We start from the raw sequence: 24,143 nt of genomic DNA, 5'->3' as shown, positions 1-24,143 counted from the left end.
TCGGCGTTATTGACGGCTCGTCCGGTATGGGACACATTGAGCCGGGGGCAGGGGGGAACGGAATGGCTCGTGGGGAGGGCTGCCCGGCGGAGCACTCGGTGCGCTCGGTGGACGACGACGCCGGTACGGCGTACGCGGCGCTGGAGACACTGATGCGGCAGCGCCTGGGCAGGGAATGTGTGTATGTGCCGTCATGCCGTCTGGGGTTGTATGTGGCGCTGCGCCACTGGTGCCCGCCCGGTGGACGGGTCCTTATGTCGCCGGTCAACGATGACGTGATCTTCTTCGTGGTGCTCGCGGCCGGACTGCGTCCCGTACAGGCGCCGTTGAACGCGCGGGACGGGTCTCTCGACCTGTCGGCCGTGCCCGACGCGTACTGGCGCGGACTGTCCGCCGTACTGACCACCAATCTGTACGGGAACCCCGATCCGGCGCCCGAACTGCGCGCCCGGTGCGACGCGTCGGGCATTCCGCTGATCGAGGACGCCGCGCACGCGCTGGGCAGCGAGGTGGCGGGACGACCGGTCGGGAGCTTCGGTGACGCGTCCGTGTTCAGTCTCTCCAAACATGTGGGGGCAAGGACCGGCGGATTCCTCACGGTGGCGGATCCGGCGTCGCGTCGGGACATGACTGCGGCCCGGGACGCGCTGCTGGAGCCGTCGCGTCTCCTCTCCGAACTCACCTACGCGCTGCGCCCGTACGCCGAGGCCGGGGTCCGCGGACTGCGGCTGGTACGGGCGGCGCGGGCCGCGCTGAGGCTGCTCGGACAGGAGGAGCGGGCGGAGATCCGGATGCCGCTGCGGCCCGGCGAACTGAGGCGGGCGATCGACGGCGGGGCTGGTCTCACGGCCCTTCACCCCTGGGTCCGGGTGGATCTGCACGACTACCGTCTCCGGCCCGGCCGGGTACGGCTCGGACGTACGGAACGGCTGCTCACCGGCCTCGACGAACGGCTCGACGCCCATCGGCGGGGTACGGAGAAGCTGCTGGCCACCCCGTGGGGCAGCCCCCGGGGCGGCCCGGTCGGCGGAGTTGGCGGCGGAGTTGGCGCGATCGGCGGCGGGGTCGGCGGCGGAGTTGGCGGCGGCGGAGGGCTCGTACCCGTACAGCCGCTGTTCCGGGTGCCGTTGCTGGTCGAGGACCGGGACGCGGCCGTCGCCGCCCTCGCCCGGCATCGTGTCACCACCGGGTATCTCTACGATCCGCCGCTGGACGTCTACGCGGGCGACGCCTTCACCGATCCCTCGCCCTCCCCGGAACCGGCCGCCTGGTTCGCGCGGCACGCCCTGCCGGTCGACCCGCGCCGGGCGGACCGGGTGATCTCCGTTCTCACCGCGCTGGGCGCCCGGCCGGCGAAGCGCCCGGACGTAAGGCCCGGGGAACGGGTGGAGGAACGGCACCTGGAGCGAGGAGGGCTCGGCGGCGAGGGGTTCGGCGGCGGTGGCTGACACCACCCGGTTAGGGAAGCCGGCCGCCGATCCCGCGGACTCCGCACCCGGCTCCCCGGGGACTCGGCGGACACGGCGGACACGGACCGACTCCCTCGTCGGCGGCGGCGACTCGATGTTCCGCAACGCCTATGCCCTGATGCTCTCCACCGGTGTCTCCGCCGCCCTGGGCCTCGGATTCTGGCTGGTCGCCGCCCGCTACTACACGGAGGAGGCGGTGGGACAGGGCTCGGCCGCCATCGCCGCCATGCGGCTGCTGGCCTCGATCACCGCCACCACCATGATCGGCGCGGTGGTGCGCTATGTCCCCCGGGCCGGCCGGGCCACCGGGCCCCTGGTGTGGCGCGCCTACACCATCAGCTCACTGGTCGTGTGCGTCGCCTGCGTGGTGTTTCTGCTGACCCTCGATCTATGGGGTCCGTCCTACGCGCCGCTCGACGGTGTCACCGCGGGCCTCGTCTTCACCGCGTCCTGTGTCGCCTGGGCGCTGCTGACCCTCCAGGACGGTGTGCTGACCGGGCTGCGCAAGGCCTTCTGGGTGCCCGTCGGCAACGCCGTCTTCTCCATCGGCAAACTGCTGCTGCTCATCGTGTTCGCCGGCGCGCTGCCCGTTCTCGGGGTCTTCGTCTCCTGGGCGGCGGCCATCGCCCTCTCCGTACTGCCGCTCGGCTGGCTGGTCTTCCGCAGGCTCATCCCCCGGCAGGCGGCGGCCGACCGGGACCGGGAGCCACCGCGGCCCGCCGACATCGGGCGGTTCCTGGCGGGTGACTCGGTCGGGGCGCTGTTCAGCCTGGCGATGATCAATCTGCTGCCGGTGATGGTCGCGGTCCGCTTCGACGCCGCCCACAACGCCTTCTTCTACACGGCCTACACCGTGGGCGGCACGATGGAGTTCATGGCCATCAACATGGCCTCCTCGCTCACCGCGCACGCCTCGCACAGTCCGGACCGGCTCGCCGAGGGCGTACGCGGGGCGCTGCGCCGGATGACGTTCCTGCTGGTGCCCGTGGTGCTGGTGCTGGTGCTGTTCGCGCCGCAGGTCCTCGCGCCCTTCGGGGACGACTACGCGCGCAACGGCACGACCGTGCTGCGGCTGCTGGCCGCCGCCGCGCTGCCCCGGGTCGTCGTGGAGCTGTACATCGGGGTGCTGCGGGTCCAGGGCCGTACGGGCATGCTCGCGGCCCTCCAGGGCGTCATGTGTGTACTCGTGCTCGGCAGCGCGCTGTTCCTGCTGGGCCCCGCGGGGATCTCGGGCGCGGGGCTGGCGGTGCTGCTGTCCATGACGCTGGTCGCGCTGGTGGCGGCGCCGGGGCTGCGGGCGGCGCTGCGGGACGGTCACCGTACGGGGCGGGGGCAGGGGCAGGGGCGGGGTTGGGGTTGGCGTCGGAGGCGGGGATCAGGTCGGGGACAGGGGACGGGCCAGGCAGCGGGACAGGGGACGGCGGGGCGGGGAGCGGGCACGGACGAGTACGGCACCGAGTGGGCCCGCAGGGCCGCCAGGCGCCGTCGGGACACGACCGAGGAGGCGTCACGGGAGCGGGCGGAGTACGGCACGACCTGGGCGGAGCGCGCGGCGTATCCGCACGGTGTGCACGACACCGCGACCCCGGCCTTCGGCCTCCCCATATCCGCGTCCGAACGCACAGGGGCCCGGCGGTCCGAACCTGCGCCCGCGTCCGCACCCGCCGACGAGAGCCGGACGGTCAGTCTGCTGTGGCTGCTGCTGGGGATCGCGTGCGGACTGTTCTGGTCTCCGCTCGCACGGGCCGAGGACATCGGCCGTGATCAGCTCTCCGGCGGCCAGCTTCTCGATGTGCTGCCGCCGTTCACCCTGATCGCGGGCATCCTGCTGATCGTCGTCCAGTGCGCCGCCGTCTCGCTCGACCGGCCGGGGCGGGTGCTGCTCACACTGACACCGCTGATCACCTTCGCCGCGCTGCACTCGGCGCCCCCGCTCCTGGGCGTGCCGCCCGACCGGGCGTCAGGTCCCTGGCACGCGCTCGTCGCGGACCTTCCCGACGCGGCGCTGCGGGCCCTGCCCATCGCCCTGCAACTGCTGTGTCTGGGGCTGACCGCCGTCACACTGTGGGCGCTCCGCACGGACGGACGGATCACGGCGGGCGTGGTGTGGGTGCTCGCCGTGGCGGGCTGGGCGGCGCAGCACCCGTTCGCGACGGTGGCGCTGCCCGTGACGGCCGGACTGTGCGCGGTGACGGCGTCGGCCTTGGCCGTACGCCCCCGCCGCCGCCCCCGTACGCCGTCGCCGTCACCGTGAAGGAACGGGCTGTTGGAAGTACGGGTCACGGCCCGCCTCCCGGTAACCCTCCAGCGCCGGGCCCTTGTCGACGGTGAGATCGCAGTGCCGGCCCGGTACGGGACGGTTCCAGTGCACCAGCGCCCGTACACCCGGGAGGGCCGGCACGACCTCCGGGATCTTCTCGTACCAGCCGCGCTGCCGGCCGGGACGGGCGGGATCGGGCGCCGTACTGAACTCGGCGAGCATGATCGGCTTCCGGTCGGACACATGCGCGCGCAGCCACTCGTAGGACGGCCGCTGGCTGCGCTCGAAGTCCAGCCAGTTCGTGGAGTCATGACAGGCGAAGTAGTTGTACTGGTCCATGCCGATCCAGTCCACGTACTCGTCGCCCGGATAGAGCGACCTCATCAGCTCGGCGTTGCCCAGATAGCCGGAGACCGTCCACACCCACACCACGTTGTCCACACCGAGCTTCTCGAAGCGGTCGTGGATATGGCGGTAGGCGGCGATGAACTCCTCGGGCGTGCCCGCGTCCGGGGTGCGGAAGTCGGTCTCCTGGTCGAAGGAGAAGAAGACGCGCTTGCCGTACGCCTTGAGACGGCGGGCCTGCGGATCGATGATCTCCTCGTCTAACTTCCCGGCGGCGACATTGCGCCAGCCGAGCTGGGTCTCGGTCCAGTTCTCGTGGTGCGGCTCGGTCCACACGGTGGACTCCCAGGCCAGCATCAGCATCCGCTCCCGGCCCAGCTCCCGTTCGTCGGGGGTGAGCAGCACACCGTCCCGGGGGGTGTTGGACATGTCGTGGTAGTTGTAGACGAGATCCAGCTTGCGTCCGATCTTCTTCTCGAAGCCGTACACCGCGTCCTTGAGCGAACCGTTCTCCGCGTACGGCACATACGCGCCCCACCAGGCCCCGCAGGGCGGCTCCAGCGCGGGGCCGGCCGCGCACCGTGCGCCCCGCGCCGGGTCCCCCGGTCCGGTGGCGCCGATCCCGAGACCGACGAGCAGCGCCCCGGCGGCGGCCAGGATCAGCGCGACATGGGTGGACCGGTGCCCGCTCTTGCCCCGGTGCCGTGTCGGTATACCCGTCACCGGCCCCTCCAGGGGCCCGGTTTGAGGCGCTCGGTGGCCCGTAGAGCCGCGGCCTCCCGGGTCGCGGCGGGCAGCGGTACGGCGGGCAGGGGCGCCACCACCGTGCAGAAGGCGGCGAGCGAGGCCAGGAAGAACGTGACCGAGTAGCTCTCCAGCACAAAGAGCGCGGTCGCGGTGAGCGTGGCGAGGGACAGACTCAGGGGCGCGGCGAGTGCGACCGTCTCCAGCAGGGCGCCGCCGGGCCGGGTGCGCTCGGCCGGGGGCCGGGGCAGGAGCAGCGCGCATCCGGGACCGAAGGTGACGAAGAGCAGGACGGGGAGCCACCGCAGGGGGGAGCCGCCGGGCAGCGCCGTGACGGCGAGCGCCACCCAACCGGAGAGGGCGAGGGCGGCTCTGAGCCATAGCCGTAGCAGGGGCGGTCCCGGTGCCCGCGAGTCGGCCGGCTTCTCGATGTCCGTCACGGCGGCTGCCTCCTCCTCGTGCGTCATCGGTCAGCCGTAACCGTGGTGGTGGCGGCGGGATCCGCTATGTGCTCCAGCACGAGCCCGTGCTCGTTCTCCTCCACGACCCGGAACAGCGGCGAGGCCTTCAGCGCCTCGCTCATCCGGGCGAAGCCGCCGTACGGCAGATATCCCTCGCCGGTCGTGGCCCTCTCCTGGGTCCGGGTGAGGATCACATAGGCCGGACGACCCTCCGGAATGCCCGCGTCGAGATAGCCGACCGGATCCCGGAGCATCTTCAGGTTCTCCGGCACTTCCTGCTCGGTGAAGAACCAGCGCTCGTACTGGTCGTAGCGGTAGTAGGCACCGGGGAAGGACCCGGTGGTGGCCAGGATCAGCGCACCCTCCGGAGCCCGGTCGTACGCCCGTCTGACCAGCGCGGTCTCCGCGGGGGGCGCGTACTGCATCGCCTCCTTGCCGTAATACGACGGCAGGAAGCCCGCCAGCAGGGCGATCAGCGCCACGGGCAGCGCCACCGCGCCGGTCCCACGGGCCAGCCGCCGCGCCCCGCCGGTCCCCGCGACGGTGGGCACCAGGGCCGCCGCGGCGAAGAACGCCGTGCCGGGCAGCCCGAACAGATAGACGCGGAAGAGCATCTCGCCGCCGTAGTCGTTGACGGCGAAGAGCGGTACGGGCGCGGCGGCGGCCAGCAGCAGGGGCAGGGCGCTCCGGGTCAGCGCGCGCCGCAGCAGCACCGCCGTACCGGCCAGAATGCCGAGCACGGCCACCATCATGATGTTGGCGTCGCCGACCAGTTCGGGCCCGGGGCCGGTCGGTTCACCGGCGAACCCCGCACGGGAGTTGCTCAGCAGATCGCCCGCCGTGTCGCGCAGCGTGCCGAGCGTGTCCAGGAACAGCACCCGGCCCATCGTCAGATCCCAGACGAGCATGATGACGCCGGTGACCACGAGCAGCCCGATATTGCGGTAGCGCCGGGTGAGACAGAGGGCCATCAGGGTCATACCGAGCATGACCGGGGTGAGCTGGTGCGAGGCGTTGACCGCCGCGACGAGCGGGGCGAGAAGCGCCACACCGACCGCCCGTTGCCGAAGACCGGTGGGCGGTGGGACGGAGGCCGCTGCCGGGTCCAGATCCGGCCGGTCGCGCAGCCGGCCGGCGGCCCCCGGGCGTACGAAGTGCCGTACGACCACGGCGAACACGGTCAGGAAGAGCAGATAGGCGAAACCCTGGGGGGAGAGATAGTCCTGTCCGACCCAGTTGGCGAGCTGGAAGATCCAGACCGCCGTCCACACCAGACGCCAGTCGTCGCTGAACGTGCGGTAGATCAGTATCAGGACCGGCATCGTCAGCAGCCCGAACGCGACCGGCGCCCAGTTGGTGTACACCGCCGCGCCCTCCACCCCGAAGGCGCGGACGAGCGCGGCGTTGAGCGAGAAGAAGCCGGGCCACTGGTCGTACGCGGACATCCCGCCGGAGAGTTCGACGGTGGGGTGTACGGTCCCCTCGGCCAGCAGCCGGGCGATCACGGCGTCGTGCTTGGACGCCCAGGCGTAGCGGACCGAGTCGTAGAGCAGGGCGGGCGGCGCCTTGAGCGCCAGGAGCAGGGTGACGCAGTAGGTCAGCGGCCACCAGGGAGCGGTGCCCGCGCGGCGCAGACTGACCAGGAAGCCGGCCGAGAGCACCACCGGCGCGGCGTAGAAGGCGATCGGGAACCGGTCGAGGAGCCCGAAGTCCCCCATGCCGTGGAAGTCGATCCGGGGTAACGACCAGCTCCACAGCGCCGCCGCGACCACCAATGGCAGCCAGGTCAGCAGGAGTTGGGGACGGAACAGGGCCGTCGCGGGGCCGGATCCGCGACGGTGCGCGGCGAGGGGCTCCGCCACCGGGACGTCCGGCGCGGGAGCGTCCGACGCGGGGGCATCAGGCACGGGGACGTCCGGCACGGAAGCATCCGACGCGGAGGCGTCCGGCACAGGGGCATCCGACACGGGAGCGTCCGGTGCAGGGGCGGGCTCGGGCGGGGGCTCGCCGCTCCCCTCGACCGGCGTGGGCACGGGCTGTTGCACAGTGCGACTCCCCCCACAGATGTGGTCGCGGCCGTCACGCCGCTGTCCCTGAAGCGAAGTATAGGAATTCTCAACGCGTTTGTTTCGGTTCTATCCGGCGAACTCGGGCCCATGTATCCGGGCCCGCGCGCGGCGGTACAGCCGCCACCCCAGCGTGCGCGGGGAGTCCGGGAAGGGGGCCGTCCTGGCCCGCTCGCCGTCCGCCGCCCCGCCCGCCATCCAGGACGCCACGTCCGCCGCGGTGTGCGTACGGCGCACGATGAGCCGGGAGACGCGGTATGTCTCGTCCCGCTCCGAGCTGTGCGCGTGGCGCACGGCGACGGCGGAGGCGTATCCCGCGCGCTCGGCGGCCCGGCGCACCGCGCGGCTGTTGTAGCCGTGCGGATAGGCGAGATGCGCGACCTCATGGCCGAGCGTGTCCTCCAACGTGCCTTTCGCGTCGCGCAGTTCACGGTGGAGATCGGCGGGGCGGAGGGTGTCGAGCGTGGGATGGGTGACGGTGTGGGCGCCCACCTCCATCCCGTACCGCTCCAGCGCGGGCGCCTGGGCCAGCGTCATCATCGGCGCGGGCGGCAGCAGGCTGGTCAGGCCCGGGGTGATCGCCCCGGTGGTCAGATACGCGGTGGCGGGCAGGGACCGGACGGCGAGCGCCTCGGCCGTGGGGCCCGGCAGATCGGCGAATCCGTCGTCGAAGGTGAGCACGACGGGCCGGGGCGGCAGGGGCATGCCACCCGTCGTCCCACGGCCGGTCAGGGCGCTGATCGTGACGGGGGTACGGCCGCTGGCGAGGACGGCGTCCAGGTGGGTGGCGAAGTCCCTTGGGGTGACGGTGAATTCGGCGATCCAGGCGGGCGGGTCGTCCATCACCGCGTGATACAGGAGGACCGGAATGGGGGCGGGCGGGCCGTCGCTCATCACCGCCCCCCGCTTGTCCGACGGCGTACCCGTGCCCGACGGCGTACCCGTGCCTCACCGCGTGGCTGTGCCTCACCGCGTGGCTGTGCCTCACCGCGTGGCTGTGTACGGCCGTCCGTCTGACGGCGTACCCGTATCCGCGCCTTCAGATAGCCGAGCGGTCCGTACAGCATTCCCCGCCGCTCCAGCCGGGAGAGGTCGCGCGGCCAGGCATGGGCCCGCGCGCCATGGGTCCCGGGCGCCGGATCCCCCGCCGGATCCGGACGGTGCGCCGTGATGGCGCGGGCGTGGGCGAGACCGCGCGGCAGCTTGGCGAGCAGCGCGGGCAGCAGCGCCGGGTGCCTGACCAGGATCGCGGTGAGATAGGCGGTCAGACCCGCGCCGTAGCCGTACGCCTGGTTCCGCAGGTCCTGCCAGGTCTCGCGGTGGTGGTGCCAGACGAGCGCCTCGGGCGCGTAGCGCAGCCGGTGCCCCTCGGCCAGGATCCGTACGAAGGCGTAGAGGTCGTCGCCGCCCCTGGCGGGGGTGCCGGTGCCGGTGGCGGGATCGAAGCCGCCCACGGCCCGCAGTGCCTCGGCGCGGAAGGCCATATTGGCGCCGGAGCCGAAGCTGCCCGCGGTGAACGGGAAGAGCGGCTCGTCGGCGGGCGGGCTCGCCGGGTCGTACAGCCGGGGCTCGAAGCCCTTGGCGAAGCCGCCATGGCTCTCCAGCAGGATCTGCGCGGAGGTGGTCAGCCGCGCGGGAAGGATCAGTCCTGTGACACACCCCAGGCCGGGATCGGCCGCGAAGGGCGTGGTGAGCGCGGTGAGCCAGTGCGGATCGGCGATCACGTCGTCGTCGGTGAAGGCGATGACCGTGCCGTCGGCGGCGGCGGCACCGCTGTTGTGCGCGACGGCCAGACCGGGGCGCGGCTCCTGGACGTAGTCGACGCGGCCGGCGTAGCGGGACTCGACGAGATCGCGGGTGGCGGTCGTGACGGGCGCGTTGTCGACGACGAGGACACGGAAGTCCGGGTGGTCCTGCGCGAGGAGCGAGTCGAGGGCACGGGCGAGCTGTCCGGCGCGCTCGCGGGTGGCCACGACGACGGTGGTACGGGGAGGCGCGGTGACCACGGCCGCGGGCGGCGCGGGCGCTCCGTACGCGGGCGCTTCGCGTACGGGCGCTTCGCGTACGGGCTCCGCGGGCGTCGGGGCCGCGCGTGTCGGCTTCGCGGGCGTCGGCTCTGCGGGTGCGGGCGGACCGTACGGACCCTTCCGTGCGCGGAAGACGGCCGTGAGGACCTCCGCCGGATCCTCGTCCGCCCCGACATGACCGAGCACGGTGGCGATGGGGCGGCCCCGGAGCCGGACGAGCGCGAAGATGTCCCCGGCGCCCGGAGGCGGACCGCCGAGCGCCGGGCCGAAGGACAGCACCGGGCCGTCCGGGCCGTCGGGATCGAGGTCCAGTTCGGCCACGGCGATGGGCGGTAACTCCCGTAACCCCGGCGGCGGTCCGCCGGACGCATACGACGTCGCCGTCGCCCTCGACGCGGACGCGGATGTCGACGCGGATGTCGACGCGGATGTCGACGCGGATGTCGACGCGGATGTCGACGCGGATGTCGACGCGGATGTCGACGCGGATGTCGACGCGGATGTCGACGCGGATGTCGACGCGGACGGTGATGTGCTGGGCGTGCTGGGCGTGCTGGTCATCGGCTCCCCCGTCGGTGATACGGCCCCCGCCGTCACTTCTCCCGCAGCCGGCCCACCCGGTTCAGCGTGCGCTGCGCGTATCCGGCAAGCTTCGGCCGGCTCCTCACAAAGCTGTGCGCCCTGCGGGACGGCTCCCGGCTGAGCCAGTGCAGAGCCGCCCGCGCGCCCGGCCGCGCCACGGAGCCCTCGTACACCCGCACTCCGCCGGTCTTGAGCGCGTCCTTGTACTCGGCGGCCCCGCGCCCCAGATCGAGCACCTGGATCCCCGCCCCGGCGGCGGCCTCGGCCATCCGCAGATGCAGGATCAGCCCCGGGGAGTACTTGGCGAACGCGGGGTCGTACGCTGGGAACCAGCAGGCCAGGACCGTGCGCGAACGCAGCCCGAAGTGCGCGGCGACCGGCCGGTCCGCGACATAGAGCACGGAGAGCACACCGGAGCAGCCCGGCGCGCGTGTCTCGGCCAACTGCCGTACGAGCGCGCTGATCCACTCCTTGGCGAAACGGTCACGGCGGCCCGTCCTGCGGTACTGCGCGGACTTCCACTCCATGAGCCGGCGCAGCGCCGCCGGATCGCGCTCGTCGAAGACGAAGCGGACCTCGCCCGCCTGGCGGCCGAGCCTGCGCTCCTTCGCGCTCGTCGTCCTGAGGAACTTGGGCGACCGCGCGCGCAGCGCCGTCTCGTACGCCTCGTATCCCTCACGGACGTCGATGACCGGGGACTCGAACTCCTCGGCCGTGGCGGGGGCGAACAGCTCCTGTCCCGCCTCCAGATTGTCGAACTCCCAGGCGGAGAGCGAGCAGGCCTTCAGCAGCTCGGGCGCCGACAGCCGCAGGCCGTCGCGGAACACGGCTCCCTGCACATCGGACACACCGAGGCCGATGGCCCTGCCGTGCCCCAACGGTCCTGTCTCGTACGGGAAGAAACCGACGGGCTCGCCGGCACGCGGGCCGCCATAACCGGACACGCCCCCCGCGCCGTCCTCGGCCGGATGCTCCCGCACCACCGCCACCCGGGCGGTGGGCCGGACGCGGCCGACGGCGCGGGTGAACTCCGGCTCCATGAAGGGACTGGCAGGCGCGCCGGACAGGGCCCTCAAGGCCCGCCACGCGTCGATCTCGGTCTCGTCGAGACTTCCCGGCTCGGCGACTCGGATGCGCGCCCGGTGGCGCGCGGCACTGCGTACGTCACTCATTTCGACCCCCCGGTCCCCAACCCCACCGAAAGGACGGTACCGACCCAAATCATTCCGGGATAGGGCCCGGCGACCATTCGCCAGAGGCTGAACAACTACTGTCCGAAGCGGTCCGATCGCTCATAGGATCGCATCACGCGTAGATCGAAGCAGTCGCCCGGGAGGAGGTCCCCTTGCTCACGTCGCACCGGATGGACCCGACGGGCGGCTGCCCCCATGCCGCCAACGCCGCGCTGCTGACGAGGGGAGCCGTGGCCCCGGTCGTGCTCCCCGGCGAGGTGCCGGCCATGGCGGTGCTGGGGCACGAGGCGCTCAGGGAGTTCCTCGGCCACCCGGATGTCGCCAAGGGCGCCGAGCACTTCACGGCGCTGCGCGAGGGGCGGATTCCGGACGGCTGGCCGTTGAAGACCTTCGCCACCGTGCGGGGCATGACGACGGCGGACGGAGCGGACCACCGGCGGCTGCGGTCGCTGGTGAGCAAGGTGTTCACGGCCCGGCGGGTGGAGGCTCTGCGGCCGGGTATCGAGCGCCTTACGGAAGAGCTGCTGGACGGTCTGGCGGACGCGGCGGGGACGGACTCCGGGCGCGGCGGCGCCGTCGATCTGCGCGCCCGCTTCGCGCTGCCGCTCCCCATGAGCGTCATCAGTGAACTGCTGGGTGTGGACGCCGAGTTCAGGGACCGGCTGCATGTCCTGTCGACCCAGCTCGTGAGCACGGACATAGGCCCGGAGGAGGCGATGGCCGCCAACCGGGAGATGGTGGCCGTGCTCGGCGCGGTGGTGGCTTCCCGCAGGGCGCGGCCGGGCGACGATCTCACCAGTGCGCTGATAGCCGTCCGCGCGGAGGACGGCACCGCCGCCGATCACGGTGCCGACACCGACGTTGACGCCGACGCCGGTGCGAGAGCGGATACGCCCACGAGCGGCGACCGGTCGGACCGGCTCAGCGAGTCCGAACTCATCGGCACCCTGCTTCTGATGATCATCGCGGGACATGAGACCACCCTCAATCTGATCACCAACGCCGTCCGCGCCCTCTGCGCCCACCGTGACCAGCTCGAACTGCTCCTGGAGGGCCGCGCCGACTGGGCGGACGCGGTGGAGGAGACCCTGCGCTGGGACAGTCCGGTGAGCTACTTCCCGTTCCGCTATCCGACCCGTGATCTGACCGTGGACGGCACGCTGATTCCCCGGGGCACTCCCGTGCTGGCCGGTTACTCGGCGGCCGGCCGCGATCCGTCGGTCCATGGCCCGGACGCCGGCCGATTCGATCTCGCCCGCCGCCCGTCCTCCGCCATGACCCGTCATCTCTCCCTGGGCCATGGCGTCCACTACTGCCTCGGGGCTCCTCTGGCGAGGATGGAGACCACCATCGCCCTGAGGCAGTTGTTCACCCGCTTCCCCGGCCTGAAGGTCGCGGTCACGGAAGAGGAACTGCCCCGCCAGCGGAGTTTCGTGGGCAACGGTGTGCGCGAACTGCCCGTGGTGCTCGGGTAGTCCGCCGTATGTTCGATTGTGGTTGTCAGCTCACGTACTCATCGGACCGTACTCATCTCGGGTGGTCATAGACACCGTCGGGGCGTCATAGACGCAGTCCCACGGCCAGGGCGATCGTGAGCCCGAGGGTGCAGACCGCGACGACGAACCACGTCTGATGCTTCGCTTCGGGAGTCATGGGCGGCCTCGTCCTTCGCGCTCACGCAGATAGTCCATGAATGTGCGGCACATCCGTGCCATGGCCCGCATGTAGACCCAGTCGGCCATGGCCCCGTCGCCGGGCCCGCTCTCCGTCAGGTCGTACCAGTCCTTGAGCGCGCCCTTCGCCCGCACCGTGTGCTCGGCCTCGGGCACCCTCTCGACGAGACCCACGAGCCGCGCCCCATGGGTGATGAGCCGCTCGGTGAGATCGCTGATCTCCTGCGGAGGGGGCATCAGACGATGGGGAGCCAGGGCACGATCGGCGTCGAAGGCGATCGCGTCGAAGGCCGAGGCTATGGAAGTGGCATCGTGGGCCATGGCCTCGGTGTGCGCGTTTTCGTCTGTGCTGCCGGCTCTGTGGTCTGTCACTGTGGTCACCTTGGCCCCCGTCTTCGTGTGATCGGCGTCTACGAAGAGAAAACCGCGTTATCAGCCTCCACGAGTACCGTGGAAGCAGGTCTGAGAATGAAAGCCATGAACGCACTGGGGGAGTTGAGAGCATGGCGAGTAACTCACGCACACCCAATACCGGGCTGGCCTGCCTGCTTGAGCAGGCGAAGTGGTCCCGTTCGCAGTTCGCGCAAATCATCAACCGCATGGGTGCCGAAGCCGGTCTCGAGCTTCGCTACGACCAGTCCGCCGTCTCCCACTGGGTCGCGGGCACCATGCCGAAAGAGCAGGTCAGACCCCTGATACTGGAGGCGTTCGCGCGGAAGCTCAACCGGCCGGTCACCCACTCGGAGGCGGGGCTCACGGTCGCGTCGGCCGGCTTCTCCTCGACACGTACGTCCGTTCAGGGGTCCGTACACGGGTCCGCACAAACGTCCATGCACGCCGCCCCGGACGATCCGGCGGCTCGCGTCAACACCCTTGAGGAACTCGTCGACATGGGGCGGGCGGACATGGATCCGTCACGTCGTGGCCTGATCGCGGCGGGGCTGTTTTCGGCCGCCGTCGTGGTGCCCCTGTTCCCGGATCTGGCACAGGCCGCCACTCCGCCGCCGGCCGCACCGGGGAAGCGGACGGTCCGGATCGGCGCGCCCCAGGTGCAGGCCGTACGGACGATGACGGACCGGATCGCCAACATCCTCGATGAACTCGGAGGCGGTCACGCCCGCCCGATGGCCGCCGCGTTCCTGGTGAACACCGTGATGCCATGGCTGAAAGCGGAGGCCGCGGAAAGGGTACGCAACGACATGCTGGCCGCCGCGTCGGATCTGGTCTATCTGACCGGGTGGATGGCGATGTACGAGCGCGCGCACGGGCTCGGTCAGCGCTACTACCTCAGGGCGCTCGAACTGGCGGGCGCCGCCGAGGACCATGTCACCTACTGCCGCACCCTGCGCGGTATGTCCCTCCAGGCGTCCAATCTCGGCTACGGCAGACGGGCCCTGGAACTCGCCGACTCGGCCGCCGAGGCGTCCTCGAAGGCGGAGCCGCGCCTCCAGGCGTTCCTGTCGGGACAGCAGGCCCACGCCGCCTCGATGGTCGGCGACAAGCGCCAGGCCTTCACCCGGCTGCGGGAGACCGAGACGGCGCTGACCAAGGCGGACAACAGACGCGAGTCCATCGGCGGCTACGACCAGACCGCCTATCTCTTCCATGTGTCGCACGTGCTCTACGAGTTCAAGGACCTGCCGGGCTCGATCTCCGCGCTCCAGCAGTCCCTGAAGGCACAGCAGAAGAACGAGCGCCAGGGCCGGGTGCACTTCCTGGCCGTGCTGGCGCAGCGCCAGTTGGAACTGGGCCATCTCGAAGCCGCGTGCGGGAGCTGGTGGCAGTTCCTGGACGACTACGAGCATGTGTCCTCGGCGCGCGGGGACGAGCACTTCGAGACGATGCGGCGGCGGTTGAAGCCGTACGCGAAGACGCGCGCGGTACAGCGGCTGCGACCGAGGATGGACGAGGTCGCCGTACTGAAGGGCTGATCCGGACGCGGCCGGTCACCGGCCGGTTCCTCTTCCCGCTCAGAACATACGCAGGCCGCCACGCCAGACGGAGGAGACCAGGGGGACTCCCGGGCGGTAGGCCAGATGGACATGGCTCGGGGCGTCGAGAAGTACGAGGTCGGCGCGGGCACCGGGGGTGACACGACCGATGTCCTGGCGGCGCAGGGCCGCCGCGCCACCCGCGGTGGCCGACCAGATCGCCTCGTCGGGGGTCATGCCCATGTCGCGTACGGCGAGGGCGATACAGAACGGCACGGACGAGGTGAAGGACGAACCCGGATTGCAGTCGGTGGAGAGCGCGACGGTGGCGCCCGCGTCGAGCAGACGGCGGGCGTCCGGCCAGACGGCGCGGGTGGAGAACTCCGCGCCGGGAAGGAGGGTCGCCACGGTGTCGCTGTGGGCCAGCGCGTCCACATCGGCGTCGGTGAGATGGGTGCAGTGGTCGGCGGAGGCGGCGTCGAGCTCGACGGCGAGCAGCACCCCGGGGCCGTAGGAGAGCTGATTGGCGTGGACACGGGGCTGGAGGCCCCGCGCCAGGCCCGCGGTGAGGATCGCGCGGGCCTGGTCGCCGTCGAAGGCGCCCTGTTCGCAGAAGACATCGATCCAACGGGCGTACGGAGCACAGGCGTCGAGCATCTCGCCGGTGACGAGGGCGACATACGCGGCGGGGTCGTCGGCGTACTCGGGCGGGACGATGTGCGCGCCGAGATAGGTGACCTCGTCGGTGTGGTCGCAGGCGATACGCACGGCGCGGGCCTCGTGCTGGACGGTCAGCCCGTAGCCGGACTTGGTCTCCAGCGTGGTGGTGCCCTGGCGGAGTGCCTCGGCGAGATAGCGCGCGACATTGGCGGCCAGCTCGGCGTCGGTCGCGGCGCGGGTGGCGGCGACGGTGGTGCGGATGCCGCCCGCGGCGTAGCCGCGTCCCGACATCCGGGCGTTGAACTCCTCGGTGCGGTCACCTGCGAAGACGAGATGGGAGTGCGAGTCCACGAAGCCGGGGACGGCGGCCCGGCCGTCCGCGTCGACGGCGTTGTCAGTGGCGGGTGCTTTGCTTGATTCACCGACCCAGGCGATGCGGTCGCCGTCGATGACGACGGCCGCGTCCTGGATCAGACCGATGGGGGTTCCGTCACCGAGGGAGGGGTCGTTGGTGACCAGACCGGCGATGTTGGTGATGACGGTGGACGTGGGCGTGGCCGTGGCCGCGGTCATGGTGGTGGTCGTGCTCATGGCGGGGGTTCTCTCCTCCGGCGGCTTCGGTCCGCGCGGCTCGGGGGGCCTGGGCGGCCTGGGCTCTGTAAGGCGTGCGGGGGATGTCGGGGGTGGGGGAGCCGTCAGCCGCGCAGGGCAGCGATGGACTCGGCGAGGGCCTGGGGCACATCGGGCACGAGCGCGTGGACCCCGTCCCGTACGAGATGACGGCCGCCCACGACGGTGTGGCGCACATCCGCAGCGGAGGCGGCGAATACGGCGGTCTCCGCACCGAGCCGGGTCAGTGGGCCCGCTGTTCTGACCGAGTCCAGCGCGATCGTGACGAGATCGGCGAGCGCGCCGGCCTCGATCCGGCCCGCCTCCGGCCGGCCGAGCGCCGCATGGCCTCCGGCGGTGGCGGCGTGCAGGAGGGACGCGGCCGTCCAGTGGCCACGGCGGCGCGAGCGCAGCCGTTCGTCCAGCTCCATCGCGCGGGCCTCTTCGAGGATGTCGATCACGGCATGGCTGTCGCTGCCGAGGGACAGCGGCGAGCCCGCGCGCTGAAGACGGGACGCCGGGCCGATGCCGTCGGCCAGATCGCGTTCCGTGGTGGGACACATACAGGTGCCGGTGTGGCTGGAGCCCAGCAGGGTGATGTCCTCGTCGGTGAGATGCGTGTTGTGGACCCCGGTGGTGCGTGTGCCCAGGACACCGTGGTCGGCGAGGAGCCGGGTGGGGGTGCGGCCGTGGACGGCGAGGCAGGCGTCGTTCTCCGCGGTCTGTTCGGAGAGATGGACATGGAGCGGGGCCCGGCGCGCCTCGGCCCATTCGGCGACGGTGGCGAGCTGTTCGGCGGGGACGGCGCGTACGGAGTGGATGGCGGCGCCGATCAAGGCGTGGTCGCTGTCCTTGAGCGCGGAGACACGCTCGGCCCAGGTGTCGGCCGTGCCGTCGGAGAAGCGGAGCTGATGGCGCTCCAGGGGCGCCCCGCCCCGGTGCTTGGTGAGGCCGGCGGAGAGATAGGCGGTGTCGAGGAGCGTGATCCGGATCCCGGCCTCGGCGGCGGCCGCGATCAGGGCCTCGCCCATCGCGTTCGGGTCGGCGTAGGGCGTGCCGTCCGGCGCGTGGTGGACATAGTGGAACTCACCGACGGCCGTAATGCCGGCCAGCGCCATCTCGGCGTACACGGCGCGGGCGAGCGCGTGGTACGAGTCCGGGGTGAGCCGGGCGGCGAAGCCGTACATGAACTCGCGCCAGGTCCAGAAGGTGCCCGAGCCGACCTGGACGGTGGAGCGCAGGGCGCGGTGGAAGGCGTGGGAGTGGGTGTTGGCCAGACCGGGGAGGGTCAGTCCGCGCAGAACGGTCGCGCCGGCGGGCGGGGCCGGGACGCCGGTGCGCACCTCGGTGATCCGGCCGTCGCCGGCGGCGGCGCCGACGGTCACACCGGGCTCGACATGGTTGTCGTACCAGGCGTGTTCCAGCCAGTACAGGACGTCGGGTGCCCGGTGGGTGCCCGGTGCGGTGCGTGTCTCCGGTGTGCCGCCGCCGGTGACCCGGGCGGCCTCCGCGATCTCGGCGGGAGTCATGATCCGGGTCCTGCCCGGCGCCGCGGTCGGCCGGGCCCGCTTCGGCTGCGCCGCCGACGGACGCGCCGACTGGGGACGCGCTGCCTGGGGACGCGCTTCCGCCGCCGGTGCCGCCCCCAGGCGGGCCGTCTCCGGGCGGGCCGTCTCCAGGCGGGCCGTCTCCGGGCGGTGTGCCGTCCGCGGGTGGGACGGCTCCAGGCGTGGCGGTTCCAGGCCTGGTGGCTCCGGGCGTGCTGCCGCTGTCGGCTGCGTCATGTGCACGCGAGTCCTTCCAGTACGTCGGCGAGTGCCAGGACCCCGGCCACGCAGTCGTCCTCGGCCGCGAACTCGGCCGGGGAGTGCGAGACACCGGTGGGGTTCCGTACGAACAGCATGGCGGTGGGGATGGAGCCGGACAAAATACCCGCGTCGTGTCCGGCGCCGGTGCCGAGGACGGGGACGGCGGACCGGGCGCCCGGACGCTGTCCGAGGATCTTGCCGAGTTCGTCCCGCAGGGCGTGCTCGAACTCGACGACGGGCGTGAAGGACTCGCGTACGACCCGCAGTTCGATACCGGCGCGGTCCGCGTGGGCGCGGGCGGCGGACTCGATCCCGGCGACCACCGTGTCCAGGACGGACTGGTCGGCGGCGCGGGAATCCAGCCAGCCACGGACGAGGGAGGGGATGGCGTTCACACCGTTGGGCTCGACGGAGACCTTGCCGAAGGTGGCGAGGGCCCCGGCGAGTTCCGCCTCGCGGCGGGCGGCGAGCACGGTCTCGGCGTAGGTCAGCATCGGGTCGCGGCGGTCGGCGAGACGGGTGGTGCCCGCGTGGTTGGCCTCACCGTGGAAGTCGAACCGCCAGCGGCCGTGGGGCCAGATCGCGGACGCGATACCGACGGGGTCGCCGGAGAGATCGAGAGCGCGGCCCTGCTCGACATGCAGTTCGACGAACGCGCCGATACGCGCGAGCCGTTCGGGGTCGGGCCCGAGGGTGGACGGATCGTGTCCCGCCGCCTCCATCGCCCGGGGCAGCGGGACCCCGTCGCCGTCGCGCAGCTCATAGGCCTTCTCGGCGGTGAGCCGGCCCGCGGTGAGCCGGGAGCCGACACAGGCGAGCCCGAAGCGCGCGCCTTCCTCGTCACCGAAGTTGGTGATGGCGACGGGCCTGGTGAACCGCGCTCCCCTGCGGCGCAGTTCATCGAGCGCGGCGAAGGACGAGACGACACCGAGGGGACCGTCGAAGGCGCCACCGTCGGGTACGGAGTCGAGATGCGAGCCGGTGACGACGGCGTCCCCGGCGAGCGGATCGCCCAGCCAGGCCCACTGGTTGCCGTTGCGGTCGAGTTCATGGACCAGCCCGCGGATCTCGGCCTGCGCGCGGAACCACGCGCGACAGTCGGTGTCGGCGGCGGTCCAGGCGTAGCGGCGGTAGCCGCCGCTGCCGGGATCACGTCCGAGAGGGACGAGATCACGCCACATCTCATGGAACGAGGGCGGGCTCGTACCGCCCCCGGCCGGCACGGACGCCCGCCCGGCCGGGGCGGCCTCGGCCGGCTCGGGGAGTGTGTCGTCGGGGCCGCGGGAGGTCATGCCGGGACGCCGTCGGTGGCCGTGGCGGGGGCTTCGTCCTCGCGCATGGGGATCCGCACATCGCGTTCCCCGGCGACCGATTCCGCGATGTCGTAGCCCGCGTCGACATGCCGGATGACGCCCATGCCGGGGTCGTTGGTGAGGACCCGGCGGATCTTCTCGCCCGCGAGCCTCGTCCCGTCGGCGACCGTGACCTGGCCGGCGTGGATCGAGCGGCCCATGCCGACGCCACCGCCATGGTGGAGGGAGACCCAGGAGGCACCGGAGGCGACATTGACCATGGCGTTGAGCAGCGGCCAGTCGGCGATGGCGTCGGACCCGTCGAGCATGGCCTCGGTCTCGCGGTACGGGGAGGCGACCGAGCCGCAGTCGAGATGGTCGCGGCCGATGACGACGGGCGCGGCGAGCTCGCCGGAGGCGACCATGTCGTTGAAGCGCTCGCCCGCCTTGTCGCGCTCGCCGTAGCCGAGCCAGCAGATCCGGGCCGGCAGACCCTGGAAGCGGACGCGCTCGCCGGCCAGCCTGATCCAGCGGTGCAGCGACTCGTTCTCCGGGAAGAGTTCGAGGATCGCCTTGTCCGTCTTGTGGATGTCGGACGCCTCGCCGGACAGGGCCGCCCAGCGGAAGGGGCCCTTGCCCTCGCAGAAGAGTGGCCGGATATAGGCGGGTACGAAGCCGGGGAAGGCGAAGGCACGGTCGTATCCGGCGAGTTGGGCCTCGCCCCGGATGGAGTTGCCGTAGTCGAAGACCTCGGCGCCCGCGTCCATGAAGCCGACCATCGCCTCGACATGCCGCGCCATCGACTCACGGGCGCGCAGGGTGAAGTCGGCGGGCTTCTCGGCCGCGTACGAGGCCATGTCGCCGAAGTCGACGCCGAGCGGCAGATACGCCAGCGGGTCGTGCGCCGAGGTCTGGTCCGTGACGATGTCGACGGGGGCGCCCTCGGCGAGCATCCGGGGCAGCAGCTCGGCCGCGTTGCCCAGCAGTCCGATGGAGAGCGGCCGGCGCGCGTCCCGGGCCTCGGTCGCCAGCCGGAGGGCGTGCTCCAGGCTGTCGGCGCGCACATCGAGATAGCGGTGCTCGATCCGGCGGTCGATGGCGCGCGGGTCGCAGTCGATACAGATCGCGACGCCGTCGTTCATGGTCACGGCCAGCGGCTGGGCACCGCCCATCCCGCCCAGACCCGCGGTGAGGGTGATCGTCCCGGCCAGTGTCCCGCCGAACCGCTTCGCGGCGACGGCCGCGAAGGTCTCGTAGGTGCCCTGGAGGATGCCCTGGGTGCCGATATAGATCCAGGACCCGGCCGTCATCTGCCCGTACATGGTGAGCCCGAGGGCCTCCAGCCGCCGGAACTCCTCCCAGTTCGCCCAGTCGCCGACCAGATTGGAGTTGGCGAGCAGCACGCGCGGCGCCCACTCATGGGTCTGCATGACACCCACGGGACGGCCGGACTGGACGAGCATCGTCTCGTCCTGCTTGAGCGTGCGCAGGGTACGGACCATGGCGTCGAAGGAGCGCCAGTCGCGGGCGGCCTTGCCGGTGCCCCCGTAGACGACGAGCTTGTCCGGGTGTTCGGCGACCTCGGGGTCCAGATTGTTCTGGAGCATGCGGAGGGCGGCTTCCTGCTGCCATCCCAGGGCGCTCAGTTCCGTACCGCGCGGTGCCCGTACGGGGCGGGGTCCCGACATGGCGTTGCCTCCTCCTTGGTGGGTCTGCCGATCCTCGGCGGGTCCGCCGGTCCTCGCTGGGTCCGGCGCCCCTCGGGGAGTCCGCGACCCGACGGACTGTTGGCCGATCTATTCACATCCTGGCTTGATGAATACTTGTAGTCAACCGCTGCGTGGGCGCCCGCCGGATGATTGGCTGGAGTCCATGGCCTCGGTTCAGCACAACAGTCAGAGCGCGGATCACGGCGCGCGACACGACAGCCGGCACGGTACGGATCGCCATCCGGCCGGATCCGCGCCCGGACGGGCAGGACACACCGGCCGCACCGGCGCGGCGGCCCGCCGTGACCTGGCCGTACGGGCGGCGGTGGCACAGGGGCTGATCAGCGAGGCCGAGCCGGTGCTCGCGCTGCTCGATGTGGCCGGAATCCGGTCCTCGGCCGCCGCGCTCCGCGCCGCCTTCGACGAGGTCGTCGCTCCCGGCACCGCCGTGCTGCACGCCTTCGCCGTGAAGGCGACCGCGCTCGTGCCCGTACTGCGTCTGCTGGCCGCTGAGGGCATCGGCGCCGAGGTCGCCAGCCCTGGTGAGCTGGCGCTCGCCCGCGCGGCCGGGATACCGGCCGACCGCACCGTCCTCGACTCCCCCGCGAAGACCACCGCCGAACTGCGTGAGGCCATCGCACTCGGGATCGCCGTCAACGCCGACAACCCGCAGGAGCTGGCGCGTATCGACGCCCTGGTCGGCTCGGGCGGGACCACGTCCCCGTTCGGGCTACGGGTCAATCCGCAGACGGGAGCCGGCTCCATCGGCGCGCTGTCCACCGCGACGGCGACGTCCAAGTTCGGGGTCGCGCTGCGCGACGAGGGCGCCCGCGCCTGGGTCGTCCAGGCCTATCTGGACCGCCCTTGGCTGACCCGGCTGCACACCCACTCCGGATCGCAGGGCCTTCCGCTGGAGCTGATGGCCGAGGGCGTACGGGCCCTCCACGGACTGGCCGAGGAGATCAACGCGGCGGCGGGGCGCCGGCAGATCGACACTCTCGACATCGGCGGCGGCCTTCCGGTCAACTTCGCCTCCGACGAGGAGACACCGACGTACGCGGCCTACGCCCGGCTGCTCAAGGACACCGTCCCCGGGCTGCTGGACGGCGGCTACGGACTGGTGACCGAGTTCGGCCGCTCCCTGCTCGCCAAGCACGGCCTGGTGCTCGCCCGGGTCGAGTACGCCAAGTCCGCCGGAGGCCGTCCCATCGCGGTGACGCACGCGGGCTCGCAGATCGCCACGCGCACGGTCTACAACCCTGTGTCCTGGCCGCTGCGCATCGCCGCGTACGACGCCGGGGGACGGCCCAAGAGCGGCCCGGACGTGGCCCAGGACATCGCGGGACCGGCCTGCTTCGCGGGCGACCTGCTGGCCGAGAACAGAGCGCTGCCGCTGCTGGAGCAGGGCGATCTCGTCGCCGCGCTGGACACCGGCGCGTACTACTTCACCAACCACTACGCGTACAACAGCCTTGTCAGACCGGGCATCCAGGGCTTCACGGTGCGGCCCCGCGCCGGTACGGACGGGGCCGACGGGGTGGGCGGGGCCGACGGGGCGGGCGGGATCGACGGTACGGACGGGGTGGGCGATACGGACGAGGTGCGTTTCACGACCGTACGAGCGCCGCAGACGGTCGAGGAGATCGTCACCGAGTCGGGCGGCGCGTACGCGGACGCGTTGCTGGACGACTGAGCCCGAGCCCAGGCCCGGACCGGCCGAACCACGTCGCATGTTCCTATGGAAAATGCCAGAACTCCCTCCCCCCGCACGGACGTTGCGTAATCTCACGGTTACTGCCGTACAGCAGTGCGCCCGTACACCCGGCTGGGAGGGGGAGCCCGCGTGCCCGGAATCGACGCATGCCTTCAGGAAGCCATGAGCCTGCCAGGGGCGCGCGGAGCGGCCATAGTCGACTGGACCAGCGGACTCGCCCTCGGCACGGCGGGCGAGTCGCCCGGCGGCGACCACGAGGCCACCGCCGCCGAGACGGCCGAACTGGCCAGGGCGGCGGCGGAGTACACCGCGTTCGCGCCGGCCCCGGGAGCGGCCGAGGGGACGGCATCGGGACCGGCATCGGGACCGGCGTCGGGACCGGCGTCGGGACCGGCGTCGGCATCAGCACCGGGAACGGGAACGGGAACGGCGTCGGGAAAGGCGTCCGGAACGGCCGACGGCGCAGGCTCGGCCGACCAGGACAAGGGTCCGCCCGTCGAGGACCTGATCGTCACCAGCCGCACCGGCTATCACATCCTCAGCTTCGTCGAGACGGCCTTCGACAGCAGCGTCTTCCTGTACCTCTGGCTCGACCGCGACACCGGCAATCTCGCCCTGGCCCGGCTGCGTCTGGGCCAGCTCGCGGAACGGCTGGTACTGGGATGACCGCCGAGGCCCCCTTACCGGCGATACCGCCGGAACCCCCGACGCCCCAGACGCCCCCGACACCACCGTCGCCGCCGACCGCCTCCGTCTCCCCGATGCTCGTCCGGCTGGCCGGCGAACGCGCCACCGGCGCCCTCCTCCGTGACCACGGCACGCTCTATCTCACCGACGGCCGCATCGTGCACGCCGAGAGCCCCGCCGCCCCCGGGATCGACGTCCTGCTCACCGCGGGCGGCCGACTGCCGCGCGCGGGCTGGGAGGAGGCGGTCGACCGGGCCGGTGCCCGCCGCGAGGTCGGCAGATTCCTCGTGGAAAGCGGCCGGCTCGGCGACGGCGAGCTGGAGATCTGCCATCTCGGCGCGTTGTTCGACGCGGCCTTCTTCGCACTCGCGCCGGGCAGCGGCCCCACCCGCTTCCGTTACGGCGTGGCCCACTGGATCGGTCCCGTACGCCCCGTACCGGCGGCGGCCGTCGAGCGTGAGACACGGCGCAGACGCGAGCTCCTCGACCGGGTCTGGCCGTATCCGGCCGTCGACACCGCGCCCGTGGTGGCCCGCGGGCCCGCACCCGGTCAGGCCGTCACCCGCCGCCAGCGCGCCCTGCTGGAACTGGCCGACGGGGTGCGGACCCCGGTGGCCATCGCGTGGGCCCTGGGACGGCCCGCCTTTCACACCCTGCTCGATGTCCGGCGGCTGGCCGCGGCCGGACTGGTCGAGACGCCCGACGAACCGTCGGCGGCCCCGCCCGCGCCGGTCCCCTCCTGGGTCGCCACGGTCGCCGCCGACCCGGACATCGCCCTGTTACGCCGGCTCCGCGACGCCCTGGAGGCAAGCCTGTGACTCCCCGCTCCATCCCCTTCCGGTCCGCCCCCTTCCGGTCCGTGCTCATCCGGTCCGTGCTCATCCGGCCCTCGCTCATCCGGCCCGTCCCTTGC

19 protein-coding genes are annotated in these 24,143 nt (G+C 72.0%); 8 read left to right on the top strand and 11 right to left on the bottom strand.

All coding sequences use genetic code 11. From position 1 onward, the window contains the following. Positions 1-152: 152 nt before the first annotated feature. Both OG214_RS24460 and OG214_RS24455 read left to right on the top strand, forming a co-directional pair. Positions 153-1,448 carry a DegT/DnrJ/EryC1/StrS family aminotransferase gene (locus OG214_RS24460; RefSeq protein WP_405987604.1) on the top strand — a complete coding sequence of 432 codons (1,296 nt, stop codon included), beginning with the start codon at positions 153-155 and terminating at the stop codon, positions 1,446-1,448. After that, positions 1,441-3,723 carry a lipopolysaccharide biosynthesis protein gene (locus tag OG214_RS24455; RefSeq protein ID WP_405985963.1) on the top strand — a complete coding sequence of 761 codons (2,283 nt, stop codon included), beginning with the start codon at positions 1,441-1,443 and terminating at the stop codon, positions 3,721-3,723. The genes OG214_RS24460 and OG214_RS24455 overlap by 8 nt, the downstream gene beginning before the upstream one ends. Here OG214_RS24455 and OG214_RS24450 read toward each other — a convergent pair. From OG214_RS24450 to OG214_RS24430, 5 genes are all read right to left on the bottom strand, one after another. Further along, positions 3,715-4,788: a glycoside hydrolase family 26 protein gene (locus OG214_RS24450; protein ID WP_405987603.1), complete on the bottom strand. Its 1,074-nt coding sequence runs from the start codon at positions 4,786-4,788 to the stop codon at positions 3,715-3,717. The two genes, OG214_RS24455 and OG214_RS24450, sit on opposite strands and share 9 nt — an antisense overlap. 5 nt (positions 4,789-4,793) lie before the next feature. Then, positions 4,794-5,285 (bottom strand): hypothetical protein, encoded by a 492-nt coding sequence (locus OG214_RS24445; protein ID WP_405985962.1) that lies wholly within the window; start codon positions 5,283-5,285, stop codon positions 4,794-4,796. Then, a complete protein-coding gene (locus tag OG214_RS24440; RefSeq protein ID WP_405985961.1) occupies positions 5,282-7,186 on the bottom strand; it encodes a hypothetical protein in 1,905 nt (634 codons plus the stop codon). Before OG214_RS24440 ends, OG214_RS24445 begins: the two co-directional genes overlap by 4 nt. A gap of 228 nt (positions 7,187-7,414) precedes the next feature. Beyond that, positions 7,415-8,188 (bottom strand): polysaccharide deacetylase family protein, encoded by a 774-nt coding sequence (locus OG214_RS24435; protein WP_405985960.1) that lies wholly within the window; start codon positions 8,186-8,188, stop codon positions 7,415-7,417. A 50-nt stretch (positions 8,189-8,238) separates the two neighbouring features. Beyond that, entirely contained in the window at positions 8,239-9,699 is a 1,461-nt protein-coding gene (locus OG214_RS24430) for a glycosyltransferase (protein WP_405987602.1), read from the bottom strand. On the opposite strand from OG214_RS24430, the gene OG214_RS24425 reads away from it, so the two are divergent. Next, positions 9,698-10,075: a hypothetical protein gene (locus OG214_RS24425; RefSeq protein WP_405987719.1), complete on the top strand. Its 378-nt coding sequence runs from the start codon at positions 9,698-9,700 to the stop codon at positions 10,073-10,075. The genes OG214_RS24430 and OG214_RS24425 overlap by 2 nt on opposite strands. On the opposite strand, the gene OG214_RS24420 is transcribed toward OG214_RS24425, so the two are convergent. Further along, positions 9,966-11,126 (bottom strand): GNAT family N-acetyltransferase, encoded by a 1,161-nt coding sequence (locus tag OG214_RS24420; RefSeq protein ID WP_405985959.1) that lies wholly within the window; start codon positions 11,124-11,126, stop codon positions 9,966-9,968. The two genes, OG214_RS24425 and OG214_RS24420, sit on opposite strands and share 110 nt — an antisense overlap. 191 nt (positions 11,127-11,317) lie before the next feature. On the opposite strand from OG214_RS24420, the gene OG214_RS24415 reads away from it, so the two are divergent. Continuing rightward, positions 11,318-12,622 carry a cytochrome P450 gene (locus OG214_RS24415; protein WP_405987601.1) on the top strand — a complete coding sequence of 435 codons (1,305 nt, stop codon included), beginning with the start codon at positions 11,318-11,320 and terminating at the stop codon, positions 12,620-12,622. 174 nt (positions 12,623-12,796) lie between these two features. Here the strand turns inward: OG214_RS24415 and OG214_RS24410 are convergent, their stop codons facing one another. Then, positions 12,797-13,192 (bottom strand): DUF6415 family natural product biosynthesis protein, encoded by a 396-nt coding sequence (locus OG214_RS24410; protein WP_363079467.1) that lies wholly within the window; start codon positions 13,190-13,192, stop codon positions 12,797-12,799. A 131-nt stretch (positions 13,193-13,323) separates the two neighbouring features. On the opposite strand from OG214_RS24410, the gene OG214_RS24405 reads away from it, so the two are divergent. Next, the gene (locus OG214_RS24405) at positions 13,324-14,751 is read left to right on the top strand and encodes a hypothetical protein (protein WP_405985958.1); all 1,428 of its coding nucleotides are present in this window, start codon (positions 13,324-13,326) and stop codon (positions 14,749-14,751) included. Positions 14,752-14,790: 39 nt separating this feature from the next. Here OG214_RS24405 and hutI read toward each other — a convergent pair whose 3' ends face one another. The 4 genes from hutI to hutU form a co-directional block, all read right to left on the bottom strand. Next, entirely contained in the window at positions 14,791-16,002 is a 1,212-nt protein-coding gene (gene hutI / locus OG214_RS24400; protein WP_405985957.1) for an imidazolonepropionase, read from the bottom strand. Positions 16,003-16,106: 104 nt separating this feature from the next. After that, positions 16,107-17,549: a formimidoylglutamate deiminase gene (locus tag OG214_RS24395; RefSeq protein ID WP_363079464.1), complete on the bottom strand. Its 1,443-nt coding sequence runs from the start codon at positions 17,547-17,549 to the stop codon at positions 16,107-16,109. Between the two features lie 251 nt (positions 17,550-17,800). Then, entirely contained in the window at positions 17,801-19,009 is a 1,209-nt protein-coding gene (locus OG214_RS24390) for an allantoate amidohydrolase (protein ID WP_405987600.1), read from the bottom strand. Between the two features lie 107 nt (positions 19,010-19,116). Continuing rightward, positions 19,117-20,808 (bottom strand): urocanate hydratase, encoded by a 1,692-nt coding sequence (hutU, locus tag OG214_RS24385; protein WP_405985956.1) that lies wholly within the window; start codon positions 20,806-20,808, stop codon positions 19,117-19,119. A 184-nt stretch (positions 20,809-20,992) separates the two neighbouring features. On the opposite strand from hutU, the gene OG214_RS24380 reads away from it, so the two are divergent. The 3 genes from OG214_RS24380 (at position 20,993) to OG214_RS24370 (ending at position 24,048) form a co-directional block, all read left to right on the top strand. Beyond that, complete coding sequence (locus OG214_RS24380) at positions 20,993-22,522, top strand: diaminopimelate decarboxylase (RefSeq protein ID WP_405985955.1); 1,530 nt, start codon at positions 20,993-20,995, stop codon at positions 22,520-22,522. A 150-nt stretch (positions 22,523-22,672) separates the two neighbouring features. Then, entirely contained in the window at positions 22,673-23,209 is a 537-nt protein-coding gene (locus OG214_RS24375; protein ID WP_405985954.1) for a hypothetical protein, read from the top strand. Further along, entirely contained in the window at positions 23,206-24,048 is an 843-nt protein-coding gene (locus tag OG214_RS24370; RefSeq protein WP_405985953.1) for a transcriptional regulator, read from the top strand. The genes OG214_RS24375 and OG214_RS24370 overlap by 4 nt, the downstream gene beginning before the upstream one ends. Positions 24,049-24,143: the final 95 nt, after the last annotated feature.

Source organism: Streptomyces sp. NBC_00872 (genome assembly GCF_045161915.1).
In the GTDB taxonomy this organism is placed as follows: domain Bacteria; phylum Actinomycetota; class Actinomycetes; order Streptomycetales; family Streptomycetaceae; genus Streptomyces.
This window is presented reverse-complemented; position numbering and strand designations above follow the sequence as displayed.